This window comes from Catenulispora acidiphila DSM 44928, from assembly GCF_000024025.1.
In the GTDB taxonomy this organism is placed as follows: Bacteria; Actinomycetota; Actinomycetes; order Streptomycetales; family Catenulisporaceae; genus Catenulispora; species Catenulispora acidiphila.
Genome location: NC_013131.1, coordinates 9,450,766 through 9,474,514, shown reverse-complemented (window position 1 = coordinate 9,474,514; position 23,749 = coordinate 9,450,766). Strand labels below are relative to the sequence as shown.

Genomic DNA, 23,749 nt, shown 5'->3' with positions numbered 1-23,749 from the left:
GGTCGGCCGTTAGTCGGTGGCTCCGCGCGGCGCGGGCGGCGACAGCACCTCGACGACGTCGGCGGGCGTGGCCACGGAGGTGCCCGCGGACGTGCCGGACTTGGCGGCCTTCGCAGCTCTGAGCGCCGGCTCCGGGAGGTTGATCTCCTTCAGGCTCCGCTGGACCGCCTTGCGCAGCCGCGGCCCGAAGGGCTTCTCGATGAACCGCTGGATGAGCCACGCCACGGCCAGCGAGGCGGCCGTCGCGACGGCCAGGATGACCCAGGCGTTCGGGTGGTGGGCCTTGCGGTACCAGACCTTGATGATCTCCTGCCCGACCGCCGAGTGGACCAGGTAGAGCGGGTAGGTCAGGGTGCCCAGGACGGTCAGCCAGCGCCAGTTCGCCCAGTCCAGCCAGCCCAGGGCGACGGCCAGCACGGCCAGGAAGAACACCGTGACCAGGATGACGCCGCCGTTCCAGCTCAGGTGCGCGCCGGTCAGCCGGCTGCCCTCCACGACCCGCGCCGCGACCTGGTGCTGGGCCAGGACCCACTGGGTCCCCAGCATCAGCCACAGCAGCGGGTTCGGCCGGTAGCGGTGCATGAGGTACATCGTGATCCCGCCGATGAAGTACGGCGAGTAGTCCTCTTGGATGATCCCGTGCAGGATCGGGCTGTTGAAGGACGGGACCAGGACCGACGCCGCCGTCCAGAGCAGGCAGAACGCCACCACGCGCCGGTAGGTGACCCCGCGCCACACCACCAGGGCGAACAGCAGGTAGAAGCGGAGCTCCAGCCACAGCGTCCAGTACACCCCGCTGGCGGAGGCCACGCCGAACGAGAAGTGCAGCATTGTCATGTTGCTGAAGTAGTCGTCGAGCCGCAGCGGGCTGCCGGCGGCCGGATTCCACACGAATATCAGGGTGGTCAGCGTGACCGCGGCCCAGTACGCCGGGTACAGCCGGGAGACGCGGGAGGCGAAGAACGACCCGAGCCCCTTGCCCCAGCTGCTCATGCAGATGACGAATCCGCTGATGAGGAAGAAGAACTCGACACCCAGGAAGCCGTACGAAGTCGCGTGGTGCTCCGAGGGGAAGATCTTCCCCGCGTCGCGCCCCCAGATGCCTTCGGTGTCGCCGAGGTAGTGGTACGCCAGAACCGCCGAAGCGGCGATGAAACGCATGCCGTCGAGCGCCGCCATCCTGTTGCGCGGAGCTTTGGGCGCCTCGACCACGGGTATCGGGACCGCCTTCGCGACCGCCACAGTGTCGGAACTCATCGTGTGGTTCACCCCCAGTGCTGGGATCTCAAGCCGGCGCCGGGTGGCCGGGTTCCCGGGCGGCGAGCATACCCAGTCAGCATAGGTGCACAGGAAACGTGTGGTGACGGGGTCGGCCGGATCGCTCGCGGGGCGTGACCGCGGCGCGCGGCGGCGCTGTGGAGACCCTCAGAGAAACGCCGAGTCGTTGGCTCACAGGTTCATCCCGTTAAGATTCGCGTGCGAAACCCAAATAACCGTCCCGAACTCAGCAGCCCCGAGAGGACGCGATGAGCGACGTAGCCGTGCAGCGGCCGGACCATGAGGCCGCCGGGCGTCCTGACGACGAGCAAACCGCGCCGGACCTCGCTCCGACACTGGTCCACCGGGTCATCACCCTGATCGCGGCCGCCGGTGTCTTCTGGGCGGTCTTCCAGGTCTTCCCGTTCCAGTCCGCCGCGCCGTACACCGGCGTGTACGTCGCGCTCGGCGCGATCGCCACGCTCGGTGTGGCGTTCACCGCGCTGGCGGCCCGAGACGTCCGGACCCTGAGCCGGGCCAACCACGTCCTGGTGGTCACCGCGGCGCTGGGCATCATCGCCTACATCGTCGGCATCATCGTCTCGGGCATCTCCTACGGCACCGACGAGGAGATCTTCGTCCAGCACTCGGCGCACCTGCTGGGCCAGGGGGTGAACCCGTACGGCGCCGACCTGACGCCGGCGTTCCACCGCTATGCGATGTCCAGCGAGTTCTACACCAAGCTGCTGGACGGCACGTACACCCACGGCCTGGACTACCCGGCCGTCCCGGTGCTGCTCACCTGGGCGGCCAACGGCCTGGTGCACGACTACCACACGGTGGCCTTCGTCTGCGGCGGCGCTCTCGTGGCGTCCATCTTCGTCGCCTACAAGCTGCTCCCGCGCGACTACCGCGGCGCGGCCACGATCATGTGCGTCGGCTTCCCGATCCTCATGGACCACGCCCGCGGCGGGGTCGTGGGCATCATCATGCTGCCGTTCCTGATGGTCGCCGTCGCCGGCTGGGAGCGCATCGGGCGCGACGGCCGGCTCACCCGCCGCGCGATCATCGCCGCGGTCTGCTTCGGCGTCGCGCTGTCGGTGCAGCAGCTGGCCTGGATGATGGCGCCGTTCTTCGTCACCGCGATCTTCCTGACCCGCTGGCCCGAGCTCGGGACCAAGGCGGCGCTGAGGGTCACGGCGCTGTTCGCGGCGATCGCCGCGGGCACGATGCTGGTGATCAACAGTCCGTTCATCATCTGGAACCCGGGCGCGTGGCTGTCGGGCGTGACCGAGCCGTTGCGCCAGAAGGCGATCGCCGAGGGCGAGGGCATGGTCGACATCCCGATCAGCCTGCACTTCGGCACCGGCAACCTGAGCATGTACTCCCTGGGCGGCCTCGCGGTCTACGCCGCGTTCTTCGTGCTGTTCGTGCTCTACTTCGACCGGCTGCGCCCGGCGTGGATCATCGCGCCGGCGCTCGCCCTGGTCTTCCAGGGCCGGCCGCTCATCGAGTACTTCGCCATCCCGGCGCTGGCGTGGGTCGTGATGCTGCTGACCTCGGAGCGCGAGCAGCCGGAGTCGGCGCGGCCGTTCCCGCTGCTCGCCGCGCGGCGGCGGATGCTGGTCGGCGGGATCGCCCTGCTGCCCGCCGTCGGCCTGTGGGCGGTGGGGCTGGCCACGCCGCAGCCGCTGAAGCTGAAGATCACCGGGGTGGTCACCAACGGCGCCCTGAACCAGATCGACCAGCTCACCGTCCGGGTCAGCAACACGACCGGCGACGCGATCGCCCCGCACTTCATGATGACGAACGGCTACTCCACGTCCTTCTGGAACGAGGTGTCCGGACCGGCGAAGGTGCCGGCGCACCAGACCTCGATGTACGTCATCTCCACGCCGGGGACCGGCTCGAGCCCGTCCATAGGCGGTGACTTCACCCTGGCCGCCGTCTCCGACGTCCCGGCGTCGGTGAGCTATGCGCCGAAGACGTCGATCACCAAGTACACCACCAGCTTCCAGGACGACCTGGGACGCCAGTACGCCGCCGGCGACACCGCGCACGTCGACGTCCAGCTGCGCGACCGGCACGGCCGGGTGTCCAAGACCAGCGGCGTGCACGTGGTGCTCAACCAGGTGGTGTTCACCGCCAGCGGCATACGGGGCAGCAACCTGACGGTGAACGGCGGTCCCGCGGGCAACCCGGCCGAGGCCGTCACCGACTCCCTCGGTGTGGCGCACTTCACCATCACGAAGAACAGCCCCACCCCGACCGGGCTGGTGCACCTGCAGGCCTGGATCAGGCAGTCCGGCTCGATCCCGACCTACGGTTACAGCCCGTTCCTGACCCAGCAGTGGCCGTAACCTGCTGAAACCGGGGCGGGATCATCACTGAGCGCAGCCTGGTGACAATCCCGCCCCGGCCGAGGTACCGTCGCATCTACGGCCCGGGCGGATCGTCCCGGGCACCTTTCCAACTCGGATCGTCCGGCACGTTCCTGCCGGTTGAAAGGGAGTGCACCATGGCTGGTGTCGTTTATCAGGACGCGTCCTGCGTCTACCCGGGCGCCGAGCGCCCCGCGGTCGACAAGCTGAACCTGGAGATCGCCGACGGCGAGTTCCTGGTCCTCGTCGGCCCGTCCGGCTGCGGCAAGTCCACCTCGCTGCGCATGCTCGCCGGTCTGGAGGAAGTCTCCTCCGGCGGCATCTTCATCGGCGACCGCGACGTCACGCACCTTCCGCCGAAGGACCGGGACATCGCGATGGTGTTCCAGAACTACGCCCTGTACCCGCACATGACCGTCGCGGAGAACATGGGCTTCGCGCTGAAGATCGCCAAGGTCGACAAGGCCACGATCACCAAGCGCGTCGAGGAAGCGGCCAAGCTGCTGGAGCTCACCGAGTACCTGGGCCGCAAGCCCAAGGCGCTGTCCGGTGGCCAGCGCCAGCGTGTCGCGATGGGCCGCGCGATCGTCCGGGAGCCCAAGGTCTTCCTCATGGACGAGCCGCTGTCGAACCTGGACGCCAAGCTGCGCGTGCAGACCCGCACCCAGATCGCCTCGCTCCAGCGCCGCCTGGGCATCACCACCGTCTACGTCACCCACGACCAGGTCGAGGCCATGACGATGGGCGACCGCGTGGCGGTGCTGAAGGACGGCCTGCTCCAGCAGTGCGACACCCCGCGCGCGATGTACGAGAAGCCGGCGAACGTGTTCGTCGCGGGCTTCATCGGCTCCCCGGCGATGAACCTCGTCGAGGTGCCGATCGTCGAGGACGGCGTGAAGTTCAACGGCCTGACCATCCCGGTCTCCCGCGACGCCCTCGGCGTGGCCTCCAGCGGCGGCGCGTCGACGCTGACCGTGGGCGTGCGCCCGGAGTCCTTCGACTTCGTCGGCGACGCCGTCGGCGCGATCGCGGTCACCGTGCACCTGGTCGAGGAGCTCGGCGCGGACGCGTTCGCGTACTGCGCGGCGACCGTCGGCGAGAACGACGTGGACATCATCGTCCGCGTGGACGCCCGCGCGGTGCCGATGAAGGGCGACACGCTCTACGTGAAGCCGCGTGCGAGCGAGACCCACCTGTTCTCCGCGAGTTCGGGCGAACGCATCGAAGCGTAAAGAAAACGACATACCGGGCCTTGTCCCGGGAGGCGCGCTGCGCGGATACCATGCCTTGGAACCAAGGCGAGGTATCCGCGCATCACCTTTGTTAGGGGCGTCGGGCACGCGCCATGGGCTGCGTCTGCAGTCTTGAGAGCATGGAGTGAACTGGATGGGTGCGGACACCGTCGTTGCCGACACGGACGAGTCAGTGCCGGGCCGAGAGACCCGCCACTGGCGCTGGCCGAGGCCCAGCCGTCCGGTGTCGTCTCTGGTGTCCGATCTCATGGGCCGTGACGTACTCGGCGTCCGTGTCGGGGTCCTGGTGCTCGTCCTGCCGGTCATCCTGGCCGGCATCGGCATGGAGCTGACCACCCGCCAGGGCTGGAACCACCCGCCGGACAGCCGCTACTACCTGCCGATGATGTCCCGCGACATGGGGCACTCCTGGGGCAGCGCGGTCCACACCGAGCGCAGCATCTCCCCGAGCTGGAACCTGTCCCCGTGGTACTTCGCGGACAACGATCCGACCTGGCAGCAGGTGCGCCTGCGCTTCCTGTACCCGGTGCTGTCGATCCCGTTCATCTGGATGTGGGGACTGTCCGGCGGCTCGATGGCGATCCCGGTGATCGGCACGGTGCTGTTCCTGTGGGCCGTCGCCCGAGTCCTGCAGCGGTTGTACGGTCCGGCGGTCGCGGTGATCGTCGTCGGCGGCTTCAGCCTCACGGTCCCGGTCAACGTCTTCACCTGGGCCGGCACCGACACGTTCGCGATGGGGTTGGCCGCGGTCATCGTGCTGAACCTGCCGATCGACCGGAGGATCGGCAAGGCGAACCTGGCGTGGCTGGGCGCGGCGTGTATCTTCATCGCCCTGACCCGGCAGGTCGGCGTGCTCGCCCCGGCGATGGCCGGCGCGGGGTGGCTGTGGGTCTTGGTGCGTGAACGCCGATGGCGCAACCGCTGGCTCGGTTCGCTGATCGTGACGGCGGCGACCACACTCGTCATGACGGCGGTCTCGATGACGGTGGTCAACGCGAACACCGCCGGCGTCATCGGCCGCGGCCAGACCACGTCCTGGGGCATCTTCCGCCAGTTCGTCCACTACCTGAAGATCGTGACCGAGCAGGCCACGACCTACATGTGGCACACCGACCGCATGCTGTACGCGCTGCTCATCGCCGCCGGCATCTCGGTCCTGGCTCGCTTCGGCTCCGACGCCACGGCGGTCTTCGTCGGCGCGGTCGCCTCGACCTACCTCATCACCGCCGGCGTCGGCTTCTCCGACCACATGCGCTACGAGATGCTGATGTTCCCGGCCGCCGCGGTCGCCGCCGGCGGCCTGGTGAGCCTGGCGATCGGCGCGTATCTGCCGAAGCCGGTGACGGAGGCGCAGACCGAGGAGGCGGACGAAGCACTGCCGGCCGCCCGCCGCTGCCGCTTCTCACTCGGCGTCGTCAGCGGCCTGGCCCGCACCGCCCCCGGCCGCTTCCTCGGCCTGCACCTGCCGCGCCAGGACCGCTGGAAGCCCCAGGTGCTCCTGAACGCGGCCGTCCTGGTGGTCGTGGTCGGCGTCTCCCTCGCCGGCTCCTGGACCTCCACCATCGCCGCCCCCGCCTCCCCGTCCTTCGACGCGGCCCAGGGCAGCGCGGACTACGCGGTCAAGCCGCTGGCGAAACCCCCGGCGGACCAGACCCTGCACATCCTGTTCGACCAGGCGACCGGCCTCGCCCACGACAACATCAACCTCCAGGGCGCCCTCGACTGGGCCCACGTCATGCGCTACCAGCCCCTCGCCCCCGACGAACCCGGCTGGAGCACCCGCGCCAAGGACGGCACAGCCCTGGTCAACCCCAACTCCATGGGCCAGGACACGAACATGGCCGAAGCCTACGGCCGAGGCCTGTCCCTGAACTCGACGGTCAAGTCCGACACCGTCAAAATCCTGACCCGCCAAGTCAGCCCCTACGGCGAAGACGTGACCTTCACCGTCCAGGACAAGTCCGGCACCCTCCACCACGGCGCCGCCACCCTGCTCTACCCGATCTGGAGCTCGCGGGACTCGAGCACGGTGACCTCGCTGGTGTTCGACGCGTCGTGAGCGGCGCGGGTCTGGAGTAACTCGGGTCTGGAGTGACTCGGGTCTGGACTGACTCGGGTCTGAGGAGGGATCGGGCCCGAGCCGCTGCGCGCGGGCGCTGCCCGGGTGTCGCGCGGATGCTTCCCCGCCACAGCTGATCCGTTTGCCGTCGCGAACGCCGCTGTGGTCGCGCTGAGGGTGCCCTGACCTGCGTCTACCTGCTCTGAGCAGGGGCGCAGATGACTATTGACGACCCATCAGATTCGGCATACGGTCCGTTCGGACCAGCGGACCGTGCGTTTGTCCCGGCAAACGCAGGCGAATGTGGAGGCGTCAGGCGATGAAGCTCGACTTGCTGTACGAGATCGACGTGCCCAAGCCCTGGGCCAAGCCGCACCCCTACGGTCAGCGCGAAGCCGAGCAGCGGGCCTATCGCGAGGCGATCGAGCAGATCAAGCTCGGCGACAAGCTCGGGTTCTCCACGACCTGGCATGTCGAGCACCACTTCCGCGAGGGCCGGTCGCACTCCCCGGCGCCGGAGGTGATCATCGGTGCGCTGTCGCAGTGCACGGAGCAGATCCGGTTGGGCTTCGGCGTGACGCTGATGCCGCACGCCTTCACGCCGCCGATGCGCGTGGCCGAGAAGGTCGCCACCGCCGACATCCTGTCCGGCGGGCGGGTCGAGTGGGGGACCGGCCGCTCCACGCCGATGGAGCAGACGGCGTTCGGCGTGGACCGCGACGCCTCCCGCGCGCAGTGGGAGGAGGCGATCCAGGCGGTCGTCGGGATGTGGGAGGAGGAGTACTTCGAGTTCCACGGCAAGTACCTGGACTTCCCGCGCCGCATGGTCACGCCCAAGCCGGTGCAGGACCCGCACCCGCCGTGCTGGATGGCCGCGACCTCCGAGGGCTCCTCGGCGGTGGCCGGCGAGAAGGGCCTGGGTCTGCTGTCCTTCTCGATCCTGCAGCCGATCCACAAGATGGCCGAGCACATCCGGCTCTACCGGGCCGCTGCCGCCGCGCCCAAGCCGATCACCCGCGTCACCACCAACCGCGTCGCGGCCTACACCCTCGTGCACTGCGAGGAGTCGATGGCCAAGTGCGAGGAGTCGGGGATCTGGGACTCGGTCTGGTGGTGGTACAAGAACATCGCCGAGTTCACCGCCGAGTGGGAGCTGCCGCACCTGTCGCAGGAGGAGCGGGACAAGGTCTTCCCCTACCTGATGCAGCAGGCCGACGGGAACTTCGACCCCAAGTCCTTCAACGACCACGACATGATCGTCGTCGGCGACCCCGAGCAGTGCTACGCCAAGATGCTCAAGTACGCCGAGCTGGGTGTCGACCAGCTGATCTGCTACGTGCAGTTCGGCTACCTGCCGCACGAGTCGGTCATGAAGACCATCGAACTGCTCGGCAAGGAGGTGCTGCCGGCGCTGGCGAAGGAGGGCGTCGAGGCGACCATCAAGCCCGCCCCGGCTCCGGCCTCCGCTCCAGCCTCCTGACACCGCGCGGACGAGAGGGCTGACTCCCATGACCCGCACGGATGACACCGAGGTCCCGGACTACCGCTCCCTGCTGAGCCTGGACGGCAAGAACTTCGTCGTGCTCGGCGCCGGGCAGGGCATCGGCCGCCAGGCGAGCCACGCGCTGGCGGCGCTCGGCGCCCGCGTGTTCTGCGTGGACCTGGACGCCGGACTCGCCGACGACATCGCCAAGGAGGTCGGCGGCGTCCCCTGGGCCGGCGACGCCATCGAGCAGGCCTCCGCCGAGCGGCTGTATCAGGACGCGGAGACTGCCCTGGGCCGCATCGACGGCATCGTGGACATCATCGGCATGGCGAAGTACGCCGGCCTGCTGGAGACCGACCGCGACAGCTGGGAATGGCACCACGGCATCGTCCTGCAGCACGCGGTCAACGCCATCCGCTTCGGCGCACCGCGCATGATCGCCACCGGCGGCGGCGTCCTGACGGTCGTCGCCTCCGTTTCCGGCATGCAGTCCGCGCCCTCACACGGCGCCTACGGCGCGTACAAGGCAGCGTTGATGTCCTTGGTGCGAACGGCGGCAGTCGAGCTGGGACCCAAGGGGTTGCGCGTGAACGCCGTGGCTCCGGGCCTGGTCATGACGCCGCGCGTGGCCGGATACCTCAGCGGGGCGGAGAAGGAGCGAGGCGCCCGCAACGCCCCGCTGCGGCGATCGGCGTTTCCGAAGGACATCGCCGAAGTCATCTTGTTCTTGTGCACAGGCCTGTCGTCGTATATCACTGGGCAAACGATCGTCGTTGACGGCGGAGTCTCGGCCAAGTTCGGGTACTCGCTGCCTGGAGAGGACTGATACGGATCGATGACGGCTCACAACGGCGTGGGGGACAGCGCGCGCACCGAAATGTCGAACGCCGACCGGAGCCAGCGCGCGGGTGCCTCCCGCCACGCCTCCGTTGAGCCCTATCTCGCGGGCTGCGCCTGGCCGTCCGGCCAGGGCGCGGCCTATCCGCGGGCCGATCCGAAGGATTTCGCCCGGCTGCCGATCGATACCTGGGGGACCGCGACGGTCCCGGTGGGTGTGCGGTTGGAGTTCGCCGGGGCGGCGCGGGCGATACAGATCGCCTACCGGACCAAGACCGCCGACCTGGGGTACCGGGGAGACGGCGCGGGGACGTTCTTCGCCGCCTATCAGGGCGAGAAGTTCATCTCCTACGCCGACGCCATGCTCGGCGACGGGATGGCGGTGCTCGACCTCGGCAAGGCGGACGAGTCGCTGCCGGTCACGGTCTACCTGCCCGAGGGCATGAAGCCGGAGATCGTGTCGCTGCGGGCCACACAGGGCGAGCTGCTTCCGGCGCCGAAGCAGCCGCGGTGGATCTGTTACGGCGACTCCATCGCCGAGGGGTGGTCCGCCTCCGAGCCGGCGCTGTCGTGGCCGGCGATCGCCGGGCGGATCCATGGTCTGGACGTGGTCAACCTCGGATACGCCGGGGCGGCGCGCGGGGAGATCGTGTCCGCCGAGCAGATCGCGGCGTTGGACTCGCCGGCGGTCATCTCGGTCAACCACGGGACGAACTGCTGGACGCGGATCCCGCACAGCGCCACCATGATGATGGCCGGGATGGACGCGTTCCTGCGGGTGGTGCGCGAGGGGCATCCGGGCGTGCCGATCGTGGTCTGCTCCCCGGTGCTGCGGCCGGACGCCGAGGAGACGCGCAACAAGCTGGGCGCCACGCTGGAGGATCTGCGCGAGGCGATCGAGGACGTGGTCGTCAGCCGCCGCGAGCGCGGCGACCGCGATCTGCACCTGGTGCGCGGCGGCGGCGTCCTGCGCGCCGAGCATCTGGCCGACGGCATCCACCCGGGCGACGAGGGGCACCGGATCATGGCGCGGGCGTTCGGGGACCCCGTCGCCGAGCGAGCGACGAGAGAGTAAGAGGATAAGGACCATGGCGCGTCCGGCCCCGGCGGTGGACCGCACGGTGGCGGTGCTGAACCTGCTCGCCGCGCACCCCGACACGGCTTTCTCGCTGTCGGAGATGTGCCGCAGGCTCGACATCAACAAGGCCACCGCGCACGCGATGCTCACGGCCCTGGCCGAATCCGGCTTCCTGCTGCGCAACCCGCGCGACAAGTCCTACACCCTGGGCCCGGCGCTGATCGCCCTGGGCTCGGCCGCCGCCGCGCGCCGCCTGGAACTCGTGGAGTTCGCCCGCGCGCCGATGCAGACCCTGGCCGCCGCCACCGGTCTGCAGTGCGTGGTGTCCTCGGCGATGGGGGAGGAGATCGTCTTCCTCGCGGTGGCCGGCGAGGTGGTCCCCTTCGGCCCGCACGTCCGCGTCGGCCAGCGCATCCCGCTGGCGCCGCCGATCGGCACCGTGTTCATGGCCTGGTCGCTCCCCGACGACGTGGACAGCTGGCTCAACCGCAGCACCACCGGCAAGCCCTTGGCCGAGCCGGAACTGGAGCGCTTCCGCAACGGCGTCCGCGCCGTCCGCCGCCGCGGCTATTCGGTCGGACTGGAGCCGGACGTGCTCGGCGTGCGCCTCGGGCAGTCGCTGGACGACCACGAGGCCGTGCCGCCGCTGCTCGCCGAGCTGTCGCACACCTCGTACCTGATGGACGACTTCGGCGGCAGCACCCACCGCATCGGACACCTCGCGGCACCTGTCTTCGGTCCGGACGAGCGGGTGGCGATGGTGCTGACGCTCTACGGCTTCCAGAAGCAGCTGAGCGGCACGGACATCGACGCCCTCGCGACGCGTTTGACGGCCACCACCCGGGAGATCACGTTCGCCGTGCGGGGACGGCATCCGGATCTGCGGGTGAGCGGGCTGCTGGACTGAGGGGGCGGCTCGGCCGCGGTCGTGGGGAGGCCGCGCGCGGGTCGGGTGGAAGTCGTGTGCGGGGCGTGTGCGGCGCATTGGGAAATGCTTTGGCTATTCCGCCTGCCGTTTGAGGACCGTGACTCAGTGTGTATCAGATCCCTGAGCGACGCGGACATCGACGCGTTCGCACGACGCGAAGGGTGGGGTTTTGCGTACTGACAACGGGAACCACGGGGGACACGCACGACGGCTGGCGATGGCGGGAGCCGCGGCCTTGACCGCGCTGTCCTGCGCCATGCTGAGTGGGGGACCGGCGGCGGCTTCGGTTTTGCCGGCGCCCTATGGGGATCTCAACGCGGACGGGAACATCGATCTGCTCTCGGTGTCGTCCACCGGAGCTCTCCAGTACTGGGCCGGGAGCGGGACCGGCAGCGTCGCGAGCCCTGTCGCCGAACCGTCGGCGGGGGACTTCACCGGCGACGTGATCGAGGGAGCCGGCAACTTCAACCGGAGCTCCTACCAGTCGCTGTTCCTCTACTCCAGCGCCACCGACCACGCGTATGTGGAGCTCGGCGACAACACCGGCCAGTTCTCCACGGCGAACGAGGTCGTCGTGCCGCCGCCTTCGGGCGAGGCCTCCTGGCCGGTCATCACGCAGCTGGTCTCGCCCGGCGACATCACCGGCCACAACCGGGCAGACCTGGTGGCCAGGGTCGGCGACCAGCTGGAGGTCATCCCGAACGTCGCGCTGGGTCACTACGGCGCCCCGGTCGCGGTCGCCGGCTCCGGATGGAGCGGGCGCACCGTCATCGGCGTCGTCGACGCGACCGGCGACGGGATCAAGGATCTGATCGCCCGCGACGACGCCACCGGTGTCGTCTGGCTCTATCAGGGTGTGGCCGGCGGGACGTTCGGGGACGAGACCACGCGCGTGCAGATCGGCACGGGCCTGGACGCGGCCGACTATCCCTTCGTCATCACCAAGGGCGACGCCGACGGCGACGGACACGCGGACGTCTACGCGGTCGGCGCTTCCGGCGGGCTGTATCTGTCGGCGGGCAACGCCGGCGGCGGCTTCGGCGCGCCGACGCTGGTGAGCAGCGACCCGGCATGGACCGGAATCACCGCTCTCGGCTGAGTTCTCCCCTCCGGGACCGTCCGCAGAGCGAGATCCGGCTGTGATCTCGCTCTGCGACGCTGGGACGCATGGCCACCTTCACCTCTTACGACGGCACCGATCTGTCCTACCGCGAGGAGGGCGCCGGCGACCCGCTGGTCTGCCTGCCCGGCGGTCCGCTTCTGTCCTCGACCTACTTCTTGGACCTCGGCGGTCTGCCCGCGTCACGGCGCCTGATCATGCTCGAACACCGCGGTACCGGCGCGTCGGCTGTACCGCAGGATCCTGAGACGTACCGCATCGACCGCATGGTCGCCGACGTCGAAGCCCTGCGCGTGCACCTCGGCCTCGAGCAGCTGGACCTCCTCGCGCACTCCGCCGGCGCCAACCTCGCGATGCTCTACGCCACCGCGCACCCGGACCGGGTCAGCCGCCTGACACTGATCACGCCGGGCACCCGCGCGGTCGGCTTCGCGCCGACGCCGGAGGCCGTCCGCGAAGAACTCCTCACCCGCGTCGGCGAACCCTGGTACCCGGCCGCGTGGGAAGCCCTCCAGCGCATCGAAGCCGACGAGGAATCCGACGAAGACTGGGACGCGATCACCCCCACCTACTACGGCGCCTGGACCCCCGCCGCCCAAGCCCACGCGGCACTCCTCCTCGAGAGCGACGAGGAGAAGCAGGACCTGCACTTCGCCAAGGGCGCCTTCGACCCGGAAGCCACCATCGCCGCACTGGCCACCCTCGACCTCCCGATCCTGATCCTCGCCGGCGCCCGCGACCCGGGCCCGACCCCGGACCGCGCCCGGGAGCTGGCGGACTTGTTCCCCAAGGCGCAGGTCCGCTTCGAGATACAGGCGGGCGCCGGCCACTTCCCCTGGGTCGACGACCCGGCGGCGTTCGGCGCGGTGGTGACGGACTGGCTGGCGGAGAAGTAGCCGGACAAGAAGCCTGACGGGTAGCAGGACAAAAACGGTCGACCGGGCAGCCGGTCGGCCGTTTTTCGGCGTCTCTGGCTGATGAAGCGCCAGTTTTCCGCGCCGCCGCCTGCGAAGCCCGCCCCTACCCCTCGTCCAGCAACGGTGGCGCGATGTCGTCGAAGACGTCGCCCGGGCCGGGGTTCTCAGGGTTCGATGATCCGCCGAAGTGGTTCATCACGCCCCATACCGCGTTCAGGGCTGTGGTCACGGCGCCTTCGGCCCAGCCGGCGGTCCAGGAGATGTCGTCGCCGGCGAGGAACAGGCCGCGTTGGTGGTCGGGGAGGTCGTTCTGCATGAAGTGCGTGTAGAGGCGGCGCTGGTAGCGGTACTGGCCGGGGAGGTTCGCCTTGAAGGCGCCCATGAAGTACGGCTCCGTCTCCCAGGAGACGGTCAGGGGGGTGCCGATGATGTGCTCTCGGATGTCGACGTCCGGGTAGATCTCCGCCAGGGAGCCGAGGACTACCTCCAGGCGTTCCTCGCGGGAGAGGGGGACGAACTTCATCGAGTCGTCGACCCAGGTGTAGGACAGGCACATCACGGCCGGCTTGTCCGGGCCGTCGTCGAGGAGGTACACGCCGCGGGGCATGCGGTCGGTCAGGGTCATCGACAGGGCGTCGCGGCCGGGGTCCAGGGGCGAGGGGTCGCGCCAGAACGGGCGGTCGACGACCACGAACAGCTTCGAGGCGCCCATGTAGTGCGAGCGCTCGACCGCGGTCCAGACGTCGGTGGGCAGCAGGGCCTCGTGCACCTTGATCTTGGAGAGCATCATCCAGCTCTGCGCGGTGAACACAGCGGCCTGATACGTGCGGATCTCGTTCGCGGCGTCGACGACGGTGATGCCGTGCCGGGTGCGGTACAGGCGGGTCACGGCGGGGCGCGGGATGCCGTTCTCGTGCAGGGAGCGCACCGAGGTGCCGGCCGGCCAGTGCGCGAGGGTGTCAGGAGCCTGCGACCACAGGGCCAGCGGCAGTTGCTGGCAGCCGCCGACCACGCGCCGGTGGTGGTCGTCCGCGCCGGTGTAGACGACGCGCAGGATTTCCAGCATCGAGTTCGGGAAGTCCGTGTCCCAGCCGCCGGTGCCGAAGCCCACCTGGCCGAAGACTTCGCGGTGGCGGAAGGACTTGAAGGCCGGGTTCGCCGCCAGGAAGCCGTAGAAGGAGGTGTCGTCCAGGCGCGGCACCAGGCGGGCCCAGATCTCGCGCACCGTCGCGACGTCCCGCTCCCGGATCGCCTGCTGCATCGCGGAGAACTCCGCGCCGTGCGCCGGGTCGTCGAGGGCGTCGGCCCAGGCGTCGGCGACCTCGTGGTAGATCGCCGGCAGGTCGTCCAGGGTGCGGGCGTAGTGGCTCTCGCCCTTCAGATCGATGACCGTGGACGGCGTCGCGGCGTCCAGCGGGTTCGGGAAGGGCTCGGTGCGCAGCCCCGCGCGGTCGAAGTAGGAGAACAGCGTCGTCGAGGACGGCGGGAACCGCATCGCGCCCATCTCGGCCATCGTGCCCGGCACGCCGGGGAACGGCGTCGAGCGCATCCGGCCGCCGAGTTCGTCGGCCTCGTACACCACCGGCTTGAGCCCCAGCTTCAGCAGCTCGTGCGCGGCCACCAGCCCGGACAGGCCGCCGCCGATCACCGCGACCTCGCTGCCGCGCACCGCCTCGGGCACCGAGCCGAGCCCTGCCGGGTGCGCGGCGTAGTCGTCGTAGGCGAACGGGAAATCCGGGCCGAACATGGTGATCGGCTTGTGCGAGTCGCAGTGCACGTGGTCGGTGACCTCGTGCACGGTGGCCGGGACGGCGGACGTCACTTCTGAGCTCCGTACAGGTCGGTTCGTCGGTCTTGCAGATAGGTGTTCAGGTCGCGGGAGGCGGCCAAGTCCGCCGGGTCCACGTCGGCCAGCAGCAGCTCCTCGTGGTCGCCGCCGACCGCCAGCTCGCGGCCGTCCGGCGCGACCACGCGCGTCTCGCCGGCGTAGACGAAGTCGCGCTCGACCCCGACCCGGTTCACGTACGCCACGAACAGCTGCGACTCGATCGCCCGCGCGGGCACGATCTGCCGCGGCACGTACTCGTACGGCCGCATCAAAGCGGTGGGCACCAGCAGCAGCTGCGTCCCGGCGTCGGCGTGCGCGCGCACCGGCTCGGGGAACTCCACGTCGTAGCAGATCAGGAAGCCGACCCGGATACCGTCCAGATCGGCCTGCACCACCAGCTCCGACCCCGGCGCGAACGCCGCGCGGTCCACGTCGCCGAACAGATGCGTCTTGCGGTAGTTGGCCTTGGACGCGCCGTCGCCGCCGATCAACTGCACGGCGTTATAGACGACGCCGTCGCCGTCCCGCTCGGGATAGCCGTAGAGGATCGCGATCCCGTGCTTGGCGGCGATCGCCGAAATCTCCTGCTGCGCGGGCCCGAAACGCTCCTCGGCCAGCCCGGCGACCACCTCGGCGCCCAGGTTGTAGCCGGTCAGGTACATCTCCGGCGTGATGAGCAGGCGAGCGCCGCTCTCCGCGGCCCGGCGCGCGGTGTCGTCGAGCGCCGCCAGGTTGGCGCGGCGGTCGGCGACGGGATCCGGGGCGCCGTCGGGGTGATCGGTCGCCGGAGCTTGGAGGCAGGCCAGCCGCAGGGTCATGGCCACCAGCCTAGGACCGCCTCGGCGGATCGCATCTCGCCGCGGTGGCGCGGGTGGCACCCCCGATTCGACATGCGGTCAGGCCGGTCCTGTCGGTCCTGTCGGTCCAGCAAGCCGGGCCCGCCGGGTCGGTCAGTCCCGCACCCAGAAGTCGAACAGATCGGCGCCCGGCTTGAACCCGGCGGCGCGCGCCACCTCGGCGGCCTCCTGGAAGCCGCGGCCGACGGCGTCGGGCACGTGCGCGTCGGACGCGAACGACACGCCCTTGCCGCCCTCCTGCCGCCACCACCCGACCACCCGCGGGTCCAGCGGGATCCGGGTGTTGAACTCCATGAGCTTGTCGGCGCGCGCCAGCGTCCGCAGCACCAGGCGGATGTCGTCCTCGAACGCCAAAAGATCGAAGGGAGTCTTCTCGTGCGGCCAGTACCGCACCGGGTAGTCGATGTGGGTGAGCACTTCGAACCCGTCGTACTCCTCGATCAGCCGCACCGCCTCGGCCAGGTAGCCGCGGTACTGCGCGCTCGGGTCGGCGCGCTTGATGCTCACCCCGATGTCGGCGTAGTCCTCGTCGCGTGCCGAGGCGGTGTGCAGCGAGGCGAGGATCCGCTGGAACCCGCCGCGCTTCAGCAGATCCGCGGTCTCCTCCGGGAACCAGTGCGCCTCGCTGAGCTCCACGCCGGACAGGACGCGCAGCGTCGGGAAGCGGTCGCGGCAGCGTTCCAGCGTCTCCAGGTAGCCGGTGAGGTCGATCCGCGGCGGCGTCAGGATGCTGCGACCGTCCACCAGCTCGACGTAGGGCTTCCACTGGTCGGGGAAGAAGCTCTCCGGCGTCATCTCCGAGATGCTGAAGTCCGCGTGCTCGGTGAAGGCGATCGAGGGCAGCCCGATCTCGACCGCGCGCTCGCAGGTGCGCTCCATGGAGCCCGCGAGCGCGTCCCAGGAGTACTCGCTGTGGACGTGGTTGTCGGGTGGCAGCACCGGAAGTCCCCCTCAGAACGTGGCGCGGGCGGGCGAGCGTACGGCCGGACGGAAGATCGCCGCGGCTCCGAGCCTAGCCGCACGATCCGGACCTGCCCGAAGCGCCCCGATGGGTCCGCCGGGATGCGCCGTCCCCGCCGGTACACGGACCATCGGACCATGGCGAGACGGGATCTTCGGCCGAACCTGCGGCGGCGTACCGGCCGGTCGGCTGTCCGCGCCGCTGCCGGTGCCGCGCTGTGCGTCGGCGTGCTCGGAGCAGGGGTGCTCGGAGCAGGCGTAGCGGGTCCAGCGGCACCGGTTCCCACCCCGCCACCGCCTGCTCCCACCCCGCCTCCGCAGACGCCGCCCCAGCTGACCCAGACGGAGGTGAACGCAGCCGTCGGACAGCTCGACGGCTTCGTACAGAACGCGATGAGCAAGACCGGCGTGCCCGGCGTCGCTGTCGGCGTCGTCTACAAGGACGCCGTCGTGTTCGCGAAGGGGTACGGGCTGCGCGAGATCGGCAAGAGCGCCAAGGTCGATCCCGACACCGTCTTCCAGCTGGCATCGGTCTCCAAGTCCTTGGCGTCCACCGTGGTCGCCGGAGCGGTGGGGCACAAGGTCGTGGGCTGGGACGACCCGATCGTCGCCCACGATCCGGGCTTCGCGCTCAAGGACCCCTACGTCACGGCGAACGTCACCATCGCCGACATGTTCTCCCATCGCAGCGGACTGCCGGGCTTCGCCGGCAACCTGCTGGAGGACCTCGGCTACTCGCAGGCCTACATCCTGCAGCACCTGCGCCAGGAACCGCTGTCCCCGTTCCGCTCGAGCTACGCCTACACCGACTACGGCTTCACCGAAGCCGGGGAGGCGGTCGCGGACGCGGCGAAGACCTCGTGGCCGGATCTGGCGCAGAACACGCTGTTCAAGCCGCTCGGGATGGACCACACCAGCTACCGGCGCTCGAGCTATGACCAGGCTTCCGACAAGGCATCGGCGCATGTCCAAGAGGACGGCCGCTGGCGCGTCTCGACGACCGCGAACGCCGACCGCCAGGCACCGGCCGGCGGCGCCAGCTCGAGCGTCGACGATCTCCTCAAGTGGGTGCGCCTGCAACTGGACAACGGCGTGCGGGACGGGTCGCCGCTGATCGACGCCGCGGCCCTGGACGAGACGCGCATCCCGCACTCGGTGATCTCCGCGCCGCGCGCTCCCGCCGGTCCGCCCGGGTTCTACGGGCTCGGCTGGAACGTGAACTACGACGACCGCGGACGCCTGCGCCTGAACCATTCCGGCGGCTTCAACCTCGGCGCCGCGACCACGGTCACGCTGCTGCCCAGCGAGTCGCTCGGCATCGTCGTGCTGTCGAACGGGAATCCCATCGGCGTGCCCGAGGCGGTCGCCGCGTCGTTCTTCGACCAGGCCGAGAACGGTCGGCAGACCGTGGACTGGCTGGGGCTGTTCGGCAAGGTGATCCCAGCCCAACTGAACGCCGGCGTCTCACCGACGGACTACACCAAGATCCCCGCCGACCTCACACCTGCGAAGGCGGCGGCCGCCTACGGCGGCACGTATGCCAACAGCCACTACGGTCCGCTCACCGTCACCGCCGACGCGTCCGGCAATCTGAGCATGGTGCTCGGACCGCAGAAGATGTCCTTCCCGCTGACGCACTACACCGGTGACACCTTCAGCTATCTGACGCGCGGTGAGAACGCGGTGGGACGCTCCGGGGTCACCTTCCACACCGGTTCGGGTGGCGCCGTCACCGGCGTCACGCTGGAAAACCTTGACGCGGAAGGCGGTCTGGGCACCTTCACCCGCTGACCTCCGGTCCGGAAGCGCCTGCGCAGTCCGGCGTCTCAGCGTCCTTGCATCGCCAGCAGCGTCACCAGGTCGTAGGCGACGTGCGCGGCGGCGACCGAGGTGATCTCGGCGTGGTCGTACGGCGGCGCCACCTCGACCACGTCGGCGCCGACGAGGTTCAGCCCGTCCAGGCCGCGCAGGATCTCCAGCAGCTCGCGGCTGGTCATGCCGCCGGCCTCGGGGGTGCCCGTGCCGGGGGCGTGCGCCGGGTCCAGGACGTCGATGTCGATCGAGACGTACAGCGGCCGGCTGCCGATCCGCTCGCGCAGCGCCTGCACGACGGCGTCCACGCCCTGGCGCATCACGTCCGCGGACGTCACGATGCCGAAGCCCATGCGCTGGTCGTCGCTGAGGTCCTGTTTGCTGTAGAGCGGGCCGCGCGTGCCGACGTGTGCCACCGCCGAGGAGTCGAGGATGCCTTCTTCGAAGGCGCGGCGGAACGGCGTGCCGTGCGTGTACGGCGCGCCGAAGTAGGTGTCCCAGGTGTCCAGGTGCGCGTCGAAGTGCAGCAGCGCCACCGGACCGTGCCGGCGCGCCATGGTGCGCAGCAGCGGCAGGGCGATGGTGTGGTCGCCGCCGATGGTCACCAGCTTGGAGCCGGCGCCGACCAGCTCGCCGGAGTGCGCCTCGATCTGTTCCAGCGCCTCGTCGAGCAGGAAGGGGTTGATGGAGATGTCGCCGGCGTCGGCGACCTGCACCGCCTCGAACGGCGAGAAGTCCAAGCCGGGGTTGTAGGGCCGCAGCAGCCTTGAGGCCTCGCGCACCGCCGCCGGGGCGAAGCGGGCGCCGGGGCGATAGGAGACCCCGGAGTCGAAGGGGGCGCCCAGCACCGCGACGTCCGCCTTCTCGCCCGCCGGGAGCTGGTCCAGGCGCGGCAGCCGCGCGAACGTCGCGAAGCCCGCGTAGCGCGGGGTCTTCGAGGAGTCGACCGGTCCTATCGGTGCCGGACGTTCCGTGCTGCCGCCTTCAGTGCTCGCCATTGAGCTGTTCTCCTAGCTAGGTGGTGCGGTCGTGCGGTGGTGCGGCCGTGCGGTGGTGCAGAGACGCAGAGGTGCGATGCCGCGGTGGTGCTCGATCGGTTCGGTCAGCCGCGCGCTTCGGCGCGCCGCCGGTTGACCTCGTACAGCGCGATCCCGGCTGCCACACCGGCGTTCAGCGACTCGGTCGTGGAGGCGATCGGGATCGAGACGGTGACGTCGCAGAGCTCGGACACCAGCCGCGACATGCCCTTGCCCTCGGATCCGATGACCAGGCACAGCGGCTCGGTGGCGATCTCCAGCTCGTGCAGCGGCACCGAGCCGTCGGCGGCGAGGCCGGCGACCATCACGCCCTGCTTCTTGTACGCCTCCAGCGCGCGGGTCAGGTTCCCGGCGCGGGCCACCGGCAGCCGCGCGCCGGCACCGGCCGCGGCCTTCCACGCCCCGGCGGTCATGCCCGCCGCCCGGCGCTCCGGCACGATCACGCCGTGCCCGCCGAAGGCCGCGACCGAACGCATCACGGCGCCGAGGTTGCGCGGGTCGGTGACGCCGTCCAGCGCCGCGAACAGCGGGGTGTCGCCGGCGGCGAACACCTCCTCCAGGAGGTCGTCCGGGTGCGCGTACTCGTACGGCGGCATCACCAGCATCACGCCCTGGTGCAGCGTCCCGTTGGTCATCCGGTCCAGCTCGTGGCGCGGAGCCTCCAGCAGCGGCACGCCCAGCTCCGTGGCCAGCCGCATGGACTCGCGGACCCGGTCGTCGCTGTCGATGTACTGCGCGATGTACAGCGCCTTGGCCGGCACGTGCGCGCGCAGCGCCTCGACCACGGAGTTGCGGCCGGCGACCTGCTCGGCCTCGCCCTTGCCGGGCGTGCGCCGCGCCGGACGGGACGTGCCGCGGGTCCCGGCGCCGGAGCGCGGGTTCGAGGCCGCGGCGGAGCGCTTGGCCGCCGACTTCGCCCGGCGCGCGGCCGGATGCCCGGTGCGCTCCTCGGCCTTCGGCGTCGGGCCGCGGCCCTCCAGGCCCTGGCGGCGCTGGCCGCCGGAGCCCTTCTGCGCGCCCTTCCGGGAACTCGACGCGCCCGGCTTGTTGGCCCGGCCGCCTGCGCCGCCACCCTTGGTCGCCATGATGTCCTTACCTTCGTGAAGTTCCTGCTCAGGAGTCGTGCCCCCGCTCCACGCTACCTGCAGCGCGGCGGGGGCACGGTGGGGGAGGGCCGCCTAGGCGACTGCCTGCCTCGTTGGTCAGCCGGCGGATTCCCTATTGGTTGACAGACCAGCGCGGACCGCTCGGTGTGTCCTCGACGGTGACGCCGGCCTGGGACAGCCGGTCGCGGATGGCGTCGGAGGCGGCGTAATCCTTGCGCTCGCGCGCTGCCTGCCGCTGCTCCAGCGCCACCTTGACCAGAGCGTCGACCACCGGCCGCAGGTCCGTGCCGGACCCGGCGGCGCCGTCCGCCCCGGCCCACGGTTCGGCCAGCGGGTTCAGGCCGAGGATGTCCAGCATCCGCAGCACCGAGGCCAGGTGGGTGGCCACGCCTTCCTTGTCGCCGCCGGCCAGGGCGGTGTTGCCCTCGCGGACGGTGGTGTAGAGCACGGCGACCGCGCCGGGGACGCCGAAGTCGTCGTCCATCGACTCGGCGAACGCCGCGGGCACCCGCGCCGCCGCCTCCGTCGGGCCGACGGTCTCCAGGGCCCGGGTGACGAAGCCCTCGATGCGGGAGTACGCGGCGTCGGCTTCGCGGAGCGAGTCCTCGGTGTACTCGATCATCGAGCGGTAGTGCGGGGTTCCGAGGTAGTAGCGCATGACCACCGGCCGGTACTGCTTGGCCAGTTCGGTCACCAGCACCGAGTTGCCCAGCGACTTGGACATCTTCTCGTTCTTGAGAGTGACCCAGCCGTTGTGCATCCAGTAGTTGGTGAACTTGTCGCCGAACGCGTGCGACTGCGCCTGCTCGTTCTCGTGGTGCGGGAAGATCAGATCGACGCCGCCGCCGTGGATGTCGAAGTTCGTGCCCAGATAGCGGTGCGCCATCGCCGAGCACTCCAGATGCCAGCCCGGACGCCCCGGACCCCACGGCGTGTCCCAGAAGGGTTCGCCCGGCTTCGAGGCCTTCCACAGCGCGAAGTCGTGCGGGTCCTCCTTGTGCGTGGTCGGCGCCACGTCCTCGGCCGGCTGCTCCTCCAGGTCGTCCACGCTGAAGTGGGCCAGTGCGCCGTACGCGGGCAGGGAGCGCACGCGGAAGTAGACGTCGCCGCCGGCGGCGTAGGCGTGGCCGTCGTAGATGAGCTTGTGCATCATCGCGACCATCTCCGGGATGTGCCCGGTCGCCCGCGGCTCGACCGACGGGTCCTCGCAGCCCAGCAGCCGGTAGGCCTGCTGGAAGGCGTACTCGTTGGCCTGCGCGACCCGCCAGGTCTCCACCTTCTGCTCGGCCGCCTTGCGGATGATCTTGTCGTCGATGTCCGTGACGTTCCGCACGAACGTGACCGCGTACCCGCGGTACTCGAGCCAGCGGCGGGCGATGTCGAAGGAGACCCCGGAACGGATGTGGCCGATGTGCGGCGGAGCCTGGACGGTCGCGCCACACAGGTAAATCGAGACCTTGCCTGGCGTGACGGGTACGAACTCGCGCGTCGCTCGCGCGGCGGTGTCATACAGGCGGAGAGTCATTCTCCAAGGATACCGGGAGGTGGAAGGCGAAATTGCTCCTTGTTGGGTTGTGCTTCCATAGGGTGGTGACGCGTCAGAATCGGGCTCCGGCGAAATTGCTCCTGATATTGGGGGCACTTTCCATGTTCGGGCCGTTGTCGCTCGACATGTACCTGCCGGCGCTGCCGGATCTGGCGCATTCCTTTCGGACGCCCGAGGCGAACGTCCAGCTGACGTTGACCGCCTGCATGATCGGCCTCGCGGTCGGACAGCTCGTCGCCGGTCCGATGTCCGACGCGTGGGGACGCAAGAAGCCGCTGGCGATCGGACTGATCGCCTATGCGGCTACTTCTCTGTTCTGCGCCGTCGCCCCGGATGTGTACTCGCTCACCGCCGCGCGGCTGCTGCAAGGGCTTGCGGGAGCCGCCGGACTGGTGATCTCGCGGGCGATGGTGCGCGACCTGTACGAAGGCGACGCGCTCACCAAGTTCTTCTCGACTCTGATGCTGGTGAACGGTCTCGCGCCGATCTTGGCGCCGGTCATCGGCGGTCAGCTGACCCGCTTCATGAGCTGGCGCGGGGTCTTCATAGTGCTCGCGGCGATCGGCGTCGCGCTGCTGGCTGCCACAGTCCTCGGGCTGAAGGAGACGCTGCCCGCGGCCTCGCGCGGCACCTCCGGCGGCGGACTCCCGGCCACCCTGCGCACGTTCCGAGTCCTGATGCGCGACCGCGGCTTCATGGGCTACATCCTGACCGGCGGCTTCGCCTTCGCGGCGATGTTCGCCTACATCTCCGGCTCGCCGTTCGTGCTGGAGAACATCCATGGTCTGAGCAAGCAGCAGTTCAGTCTGGTCTTCGGCACCAACGCCCTGGGCATCATGATCGCCGGTCAGGCCGGCGGCCGGCTGGTCGGCCGCGTCGCCCCGGCGCGGCTGCTCGGCGCCGGGCTGGTGATGTCCTTCGGCGGCAGCACGATTCTGCTGATCGCGACCGCCGGGTTCGGCGGCAGCCTCCCCGGGACGCTGCTCGGGCTGTTCCTGATGGTGTCCTCGATCGGCGTGATCATGCCGCAGGTGACGGCGCTGGCGCTGTCCGGGTACGAACCCGCGGTCGCCGGCGCCGCGTCGGCGATGATCGGGACCGGGCAGTTCCTGTTCGGGGCGATCTTCGCGCCGCTGACCGGACTCGGGAGCAAGACGAGCGGGATGCCGATGGCGATGGTGATCTTCGGCCTGAGCGCCGCGGCGGTCGTGATGCGCGCGTTGTTGGTGCGGACGCCCCGGATCGAGAGCGAGCCGATCGTGGAGCCCGCGGTGGCCTGAGCCGCCC

Annotated in this window: 18 protein-coding genes; 11 read left to right on the top strand and 7 right to left on the bottom strand. The window is 70.0% G+C overall.

The genetic code is table 11. The features are described from left to right. Window positions 1-9: 9 nt before the first annotated feature. Complete coding sequence (locus tag CACI_RS40360; RefSeq protein ID WP_015796715.1) at window positions 10-1,257, bottom strand: acyltransferase family protein; 1,248 nt, start codon at window positions 1,255-1,257, stop codon at window positions 10-12. Between the two features lie 269 nt (window positions 1,258-1,526). Between CACI_RS40360 and CACI_RS40355 the strand changes: the two genes are divergently transcribed. The 9 genes from CACI_RS40355 (at window position 1,527) to CACI_RS40315 (ending at window position 13,295) form a co-directional block, all read left to right on the top strand. Then, on the top strand, window positions 1,527-3,617 hold the full coding sequence (locus CACI_RS40355; RefSeq protein ID WP_015796714.1) for an integral membrane protein: 2,091 nt from the start codon (window positions 1,527-1,529) through the stop codon (window positions 3,615-3,617). Between the two features lie 158 nt (window positions 3,618-3,775). Next, the gene (locus CACI_RS40350; RefSeq protein ID WP_015796713.1) at window positions 3,776-4,870 is read left to right on the top strand and encodes an ABC transporter ATP-binding protein; all 1,095 of its coding nucleotides are present in this window, start codon (window positions 3,776-3,778) and stop codon (window positions 4,868-4,870) included. Between the two features lie 268 nt (window positions 4,871-5,138). Beyond that, entirely contained in the window at window positions 5,139-6,950 is a 1,812-nt protein-coding gene (locus CACI_RS40345; protein WP_223297389.1) for a hypothetical protein, read from the top strand. A 319-nt stretch (window positions 6,951-7,269) separates the two neighbouring features. Next, window positions 7,270-8,430: an LLM class flavin-dependent oxidoreductase gene (locus CACI_RS40340; RefSeq protein WP_015796711.1), complete on the top strand. Its 1,161-nt coding sequence runs from the start codon at window positions 7,270-7,272 to the stop codon at window positions 8,428-8,430. Window positions 8,431-8,458: 28 nt separating this feature from the next. Next, window positions 8,459-9,262: an SDR family NAD(P)-dependent oxidoreductase gene (locus CACI_RS40335; protein WP_015796710.1), complete on the top strand. Its 804-nt coding sequence runs from the start codon at window positions 8,459-8,461 to the stop codon at window positions 9,260-9,262. 9 nt (window positions 9,263-9,271) lie between these two features. Continuing rightward, window positions 9,272-10,348 carry a GDSL-type esterase/lipase family protein gene (locus tag CACI_RS40330; protein ID WP_015796709.1) on the top strand — a complete coding sequence of 359 codons (1,077 nt, stop codon included), beginning with the start codon at window positions 9,272-9,274 and terminating at the stop codon, window positions 10,346-10,348. Window positions 10,349-10,361: 13 nt separating this feature from the next. After that, window positions 10,362-11,258, top strand: coding sequence for an IclR family transcriptional regulator (locus tag CACI_RS40325; protein WP_015796708.1), 897 nt, complete (start codon window positions 10,362-10,364; stop codon window positions 11,256-11,258). 190 nt (window positions 11,259-11,448) lie between these two features. Continuing rightward, window positions 11,449-12,378 (top strand): FG-GAP-like repeat-containing protein, encoded by a 930-nt coding sequence (locus CACI_RS40320; RefSeq protein WP_143765589.1) that lies wholly within the window; start codon window positions 11,449-11,451, stop codon window positions 12,376-12,378. Window positions 12,379-12,446: 68 nt separating this feature from the next. After that, entirely contained in the window at window positions 12,447-13,295 is an 849-nt protein-coding gene (locus tag CACI_RS40315) for an alpha/beta fold hydrolase (protein ID WP_015796706.1), read from the top strand. A 124-nt stretch (window positions 13,296-13,419) separates the two neighbouring features. On the opposite strand, the gene CACI_RS40310 is transcribed toward CACI_RS40315, so the two are convergent. The 3 genes from CACI_RS40310 to CACI_RS40300 all read right to left on the bottom strand — a co-directional run bounded on the left by CACI_RS40310 (window position 13,420) and on the right by CACI_RS40300 (window position 16,940). Next, window positions 13,420-15,138 (bottom strand): flavin monoamine oxidase family protein, encoded by a 1,719-nt coding sequence (locus tag CACI_RS40310; protein ID WP_015796705.1) that lies wholly within the window; start codon window positions 15,136-15,138, stop codon window positions 13,420-13,422. Continuing rightward, window positions 15,135-15,962, bottom strand: coding sequence for a carbon-nitrogen hydrolase family protein (locus CACI_RS40305; protein WP_015796704.1), 828 nt, complete (start codon window positions 15,960-15,962; stop codon window positions 15,135-15,137). The genes CACI_RS40310 and CACI_RS40305 overlap by 4 nt, the downstream gene beginning before the upstream one ends. A 132-nt stretch (window positions 15,963-16,094) precedes the next feature. Further along, the gene (locus CACI_RS40300) at window positions 16,095-16,940 is read right to left on the bottom strand and encodes a PHP domain-containing protein (protein ID WP_015796703.1); all 846 of its coding nucleotides are present in this window, start codon (window positions 16,938-16,940) and stop codon (window positions 16,095-16,097) included. A gap of 159 nt (window positions 16,941-17,099) precedes the next feature. On the opposite strand from CACI_RS40300, the gene CACI_RS40295 reads away from it, so the two are divergent. After that, on the top strand, window positions 17,100-18,752 hold the full coding sequence (locus CACI_RS40295) for a serine hydrolase (RefSeq protein ID WP_015796702.1): 1,653 nt from the start codon (window positions 17,100-17,102) through the stop codon (window positions 18,750-18,752). A 35-nt stretch (window positions 18,753-18,787) separates the two neighbouring features. Here the strand turns inward: CACI_RS40295 and speB are convergent, their stop codons facing one another. From speB to cysS, 3 genes are all read right to left on the bottom strand, one after another. Further along, window positions 18,788-19,771, bottom strand: coding sequence for an agmatinase (speB, locus tag CACI_RS40290; protein ID WP_015796701.1), 984 nt, complete (start codon window positions 19,769-19,771; stop codon window positions 18,788-18,790). A 104-nt stretch (window positions 19,772-19,875) separates the two neighbouring features. Beyond that, a complete protein-coding gene (gene rlmB / locus CACI_RS40285) occupies window positions 19,876-20,895 on the bottom strand; it encodes a 23S rRNA (guanosine(2251)-2'-O)-methyltransferase RlmB (RefSeq protein ID WP_015796700.1) in 1,020 nt (339 codons plus the stop codon). A 133-nt stretch (window positions 20,896-21,028) separates the two neighbouring features. Continuing rightward, on the bottom strand, window positions 21,029-22,441 hold the full coding sequence (gene cysS, locus CACI_RS40280; RefSeq protein ID WP_015796699.1) for a cysteine--tRNA ligase: 1,413 nt from the start codon (window positions 22,439-22,441) through the stop codon (window positions 21,029-21,031). 122 nt (window positions 22,442-22,563) lie between these two features. Between cysS and CACI_RS40275 the strand changes: the two genes are divergently transcribed. Further along, a complete protein-coding gene (locus CACI_RS40275; RefSeq protein ID WP_143765588.1) occupies window positions 22,564-23,742 on the top strand; it encodes a multidrug effflux MFS transporter in 1,179 nt (392 codons plus the stop codon). Window positions 23,743-23,749 lie beyond the last annotated feature (7 nt).

Excerpts from the sequence above, each read along its gene's own strand:
- CACI_RS40345 (WP_223297389.1), top strand. The coding sequence starts at position 5,139 with ATGGGCCGTGACGTACTCGGCGTCCGTGTCGGGGTCCTGGTGCTCGTC.
- CACI_RS40315 (WP_015796706.1), top strand. The coding sequence starts at position 12,447 with ATGGCCACCTTCACCTCTTACGACGGCACCGATCTGTCCTACCGCGAG.
- rlmB (WP_015796700.1), bottom strand. The coding sequence starts at position 20,895 with ATGGCGACCAAGGGTGGCGGCGCAGGCGGCCGGGCCAACAAGCCGGGC.
- CACI_RS40340 (WP_015796711.1), top strand. The coding sequence starts at position 7,270 with ATGAAGCTCGACTTGCTGTACGAGATCGACGTGCCCAAGCCCTGGGCC.
- cysS (WP_015796699.1), bottom strand. The coding sequence starts at position 22,441 with ATGACTCTCCGCCTGTATGACACCGCCGCGCGAGCGACGCGCGAGTTC.
- CACI_RS40355 (WP_015796714.1), top strand. The coding sequence starts at position 1,527 with ATGAGCGACGTAGCCGTGCAGCGGCCGGACCATGAGGCCGCCGGGCGT.
- CACI_RS40325 (WP_015796708.1), top strand. The coding sequence starts at position 10,362 with ATGGCGCGTCCGGCCCCGGCGGTGGACCGCACGGTGGCGGTGCTGAAC.
- CACI_RS40335 (WP_015796710.1), top strand. The coding sequence starts at position 8,459 with ATGACCCGCACGGATGACACCGAGGTCCCGGACTACCGCTCCCTGCTG.
- CACI_RS40305 (WP_015796704.1), bottom strand. The coding sequence starts at position 15,962 with ATGACCCTGCGGCTGGCCTGCCTCCAAGCTCCGGCGACCGATCACCCC.
- CACI_RS40275 (WP_143765588.1), top strand. The coding sequence starts at position 22,564 with ATGTTCGGGCCGTTGTCGCTCGACATGTACCTGCCGGCGCTGCCGGAT.
- CACI_RS40350 (WP_015796713.1), top strand. The coding sequence starts at position 3,776 with ATGGCTGGTGTCGTTTATCAGGACGCGTCCTGCGTCTACCCGGGCGCC.
- CACI_RS40295 (WP_015796702.1), top strand. The coding sequence starts at position 17,100 with ATGGCGAGACGGGATCTTCGGCCGAACCTGCGGCGGCGTACCGGCCGG.
- CACI_RS40330 (WP_015796709.1), top strand. The coding sequence starts at position 9,272 with ATGACGGCTCACAACGGCGTGGGGGACAGCGCGCGCACCGAAATGTCG.
- CACI_RS40360 (WP_015796715.1), bottom strand. The coding sequence starts at position 1,257 with ATGAGTTCCGACACTGTGGCGGTCGCGAAGGCGGTCCCGATACCCGTG.
- speB (WP_015796701.1), bottom strand. The coding sequence starts at position 19,771 with ATGGCGAGCACTGAAGGCGGCAGCACGGAACGTCCGGCACCGATAGGA.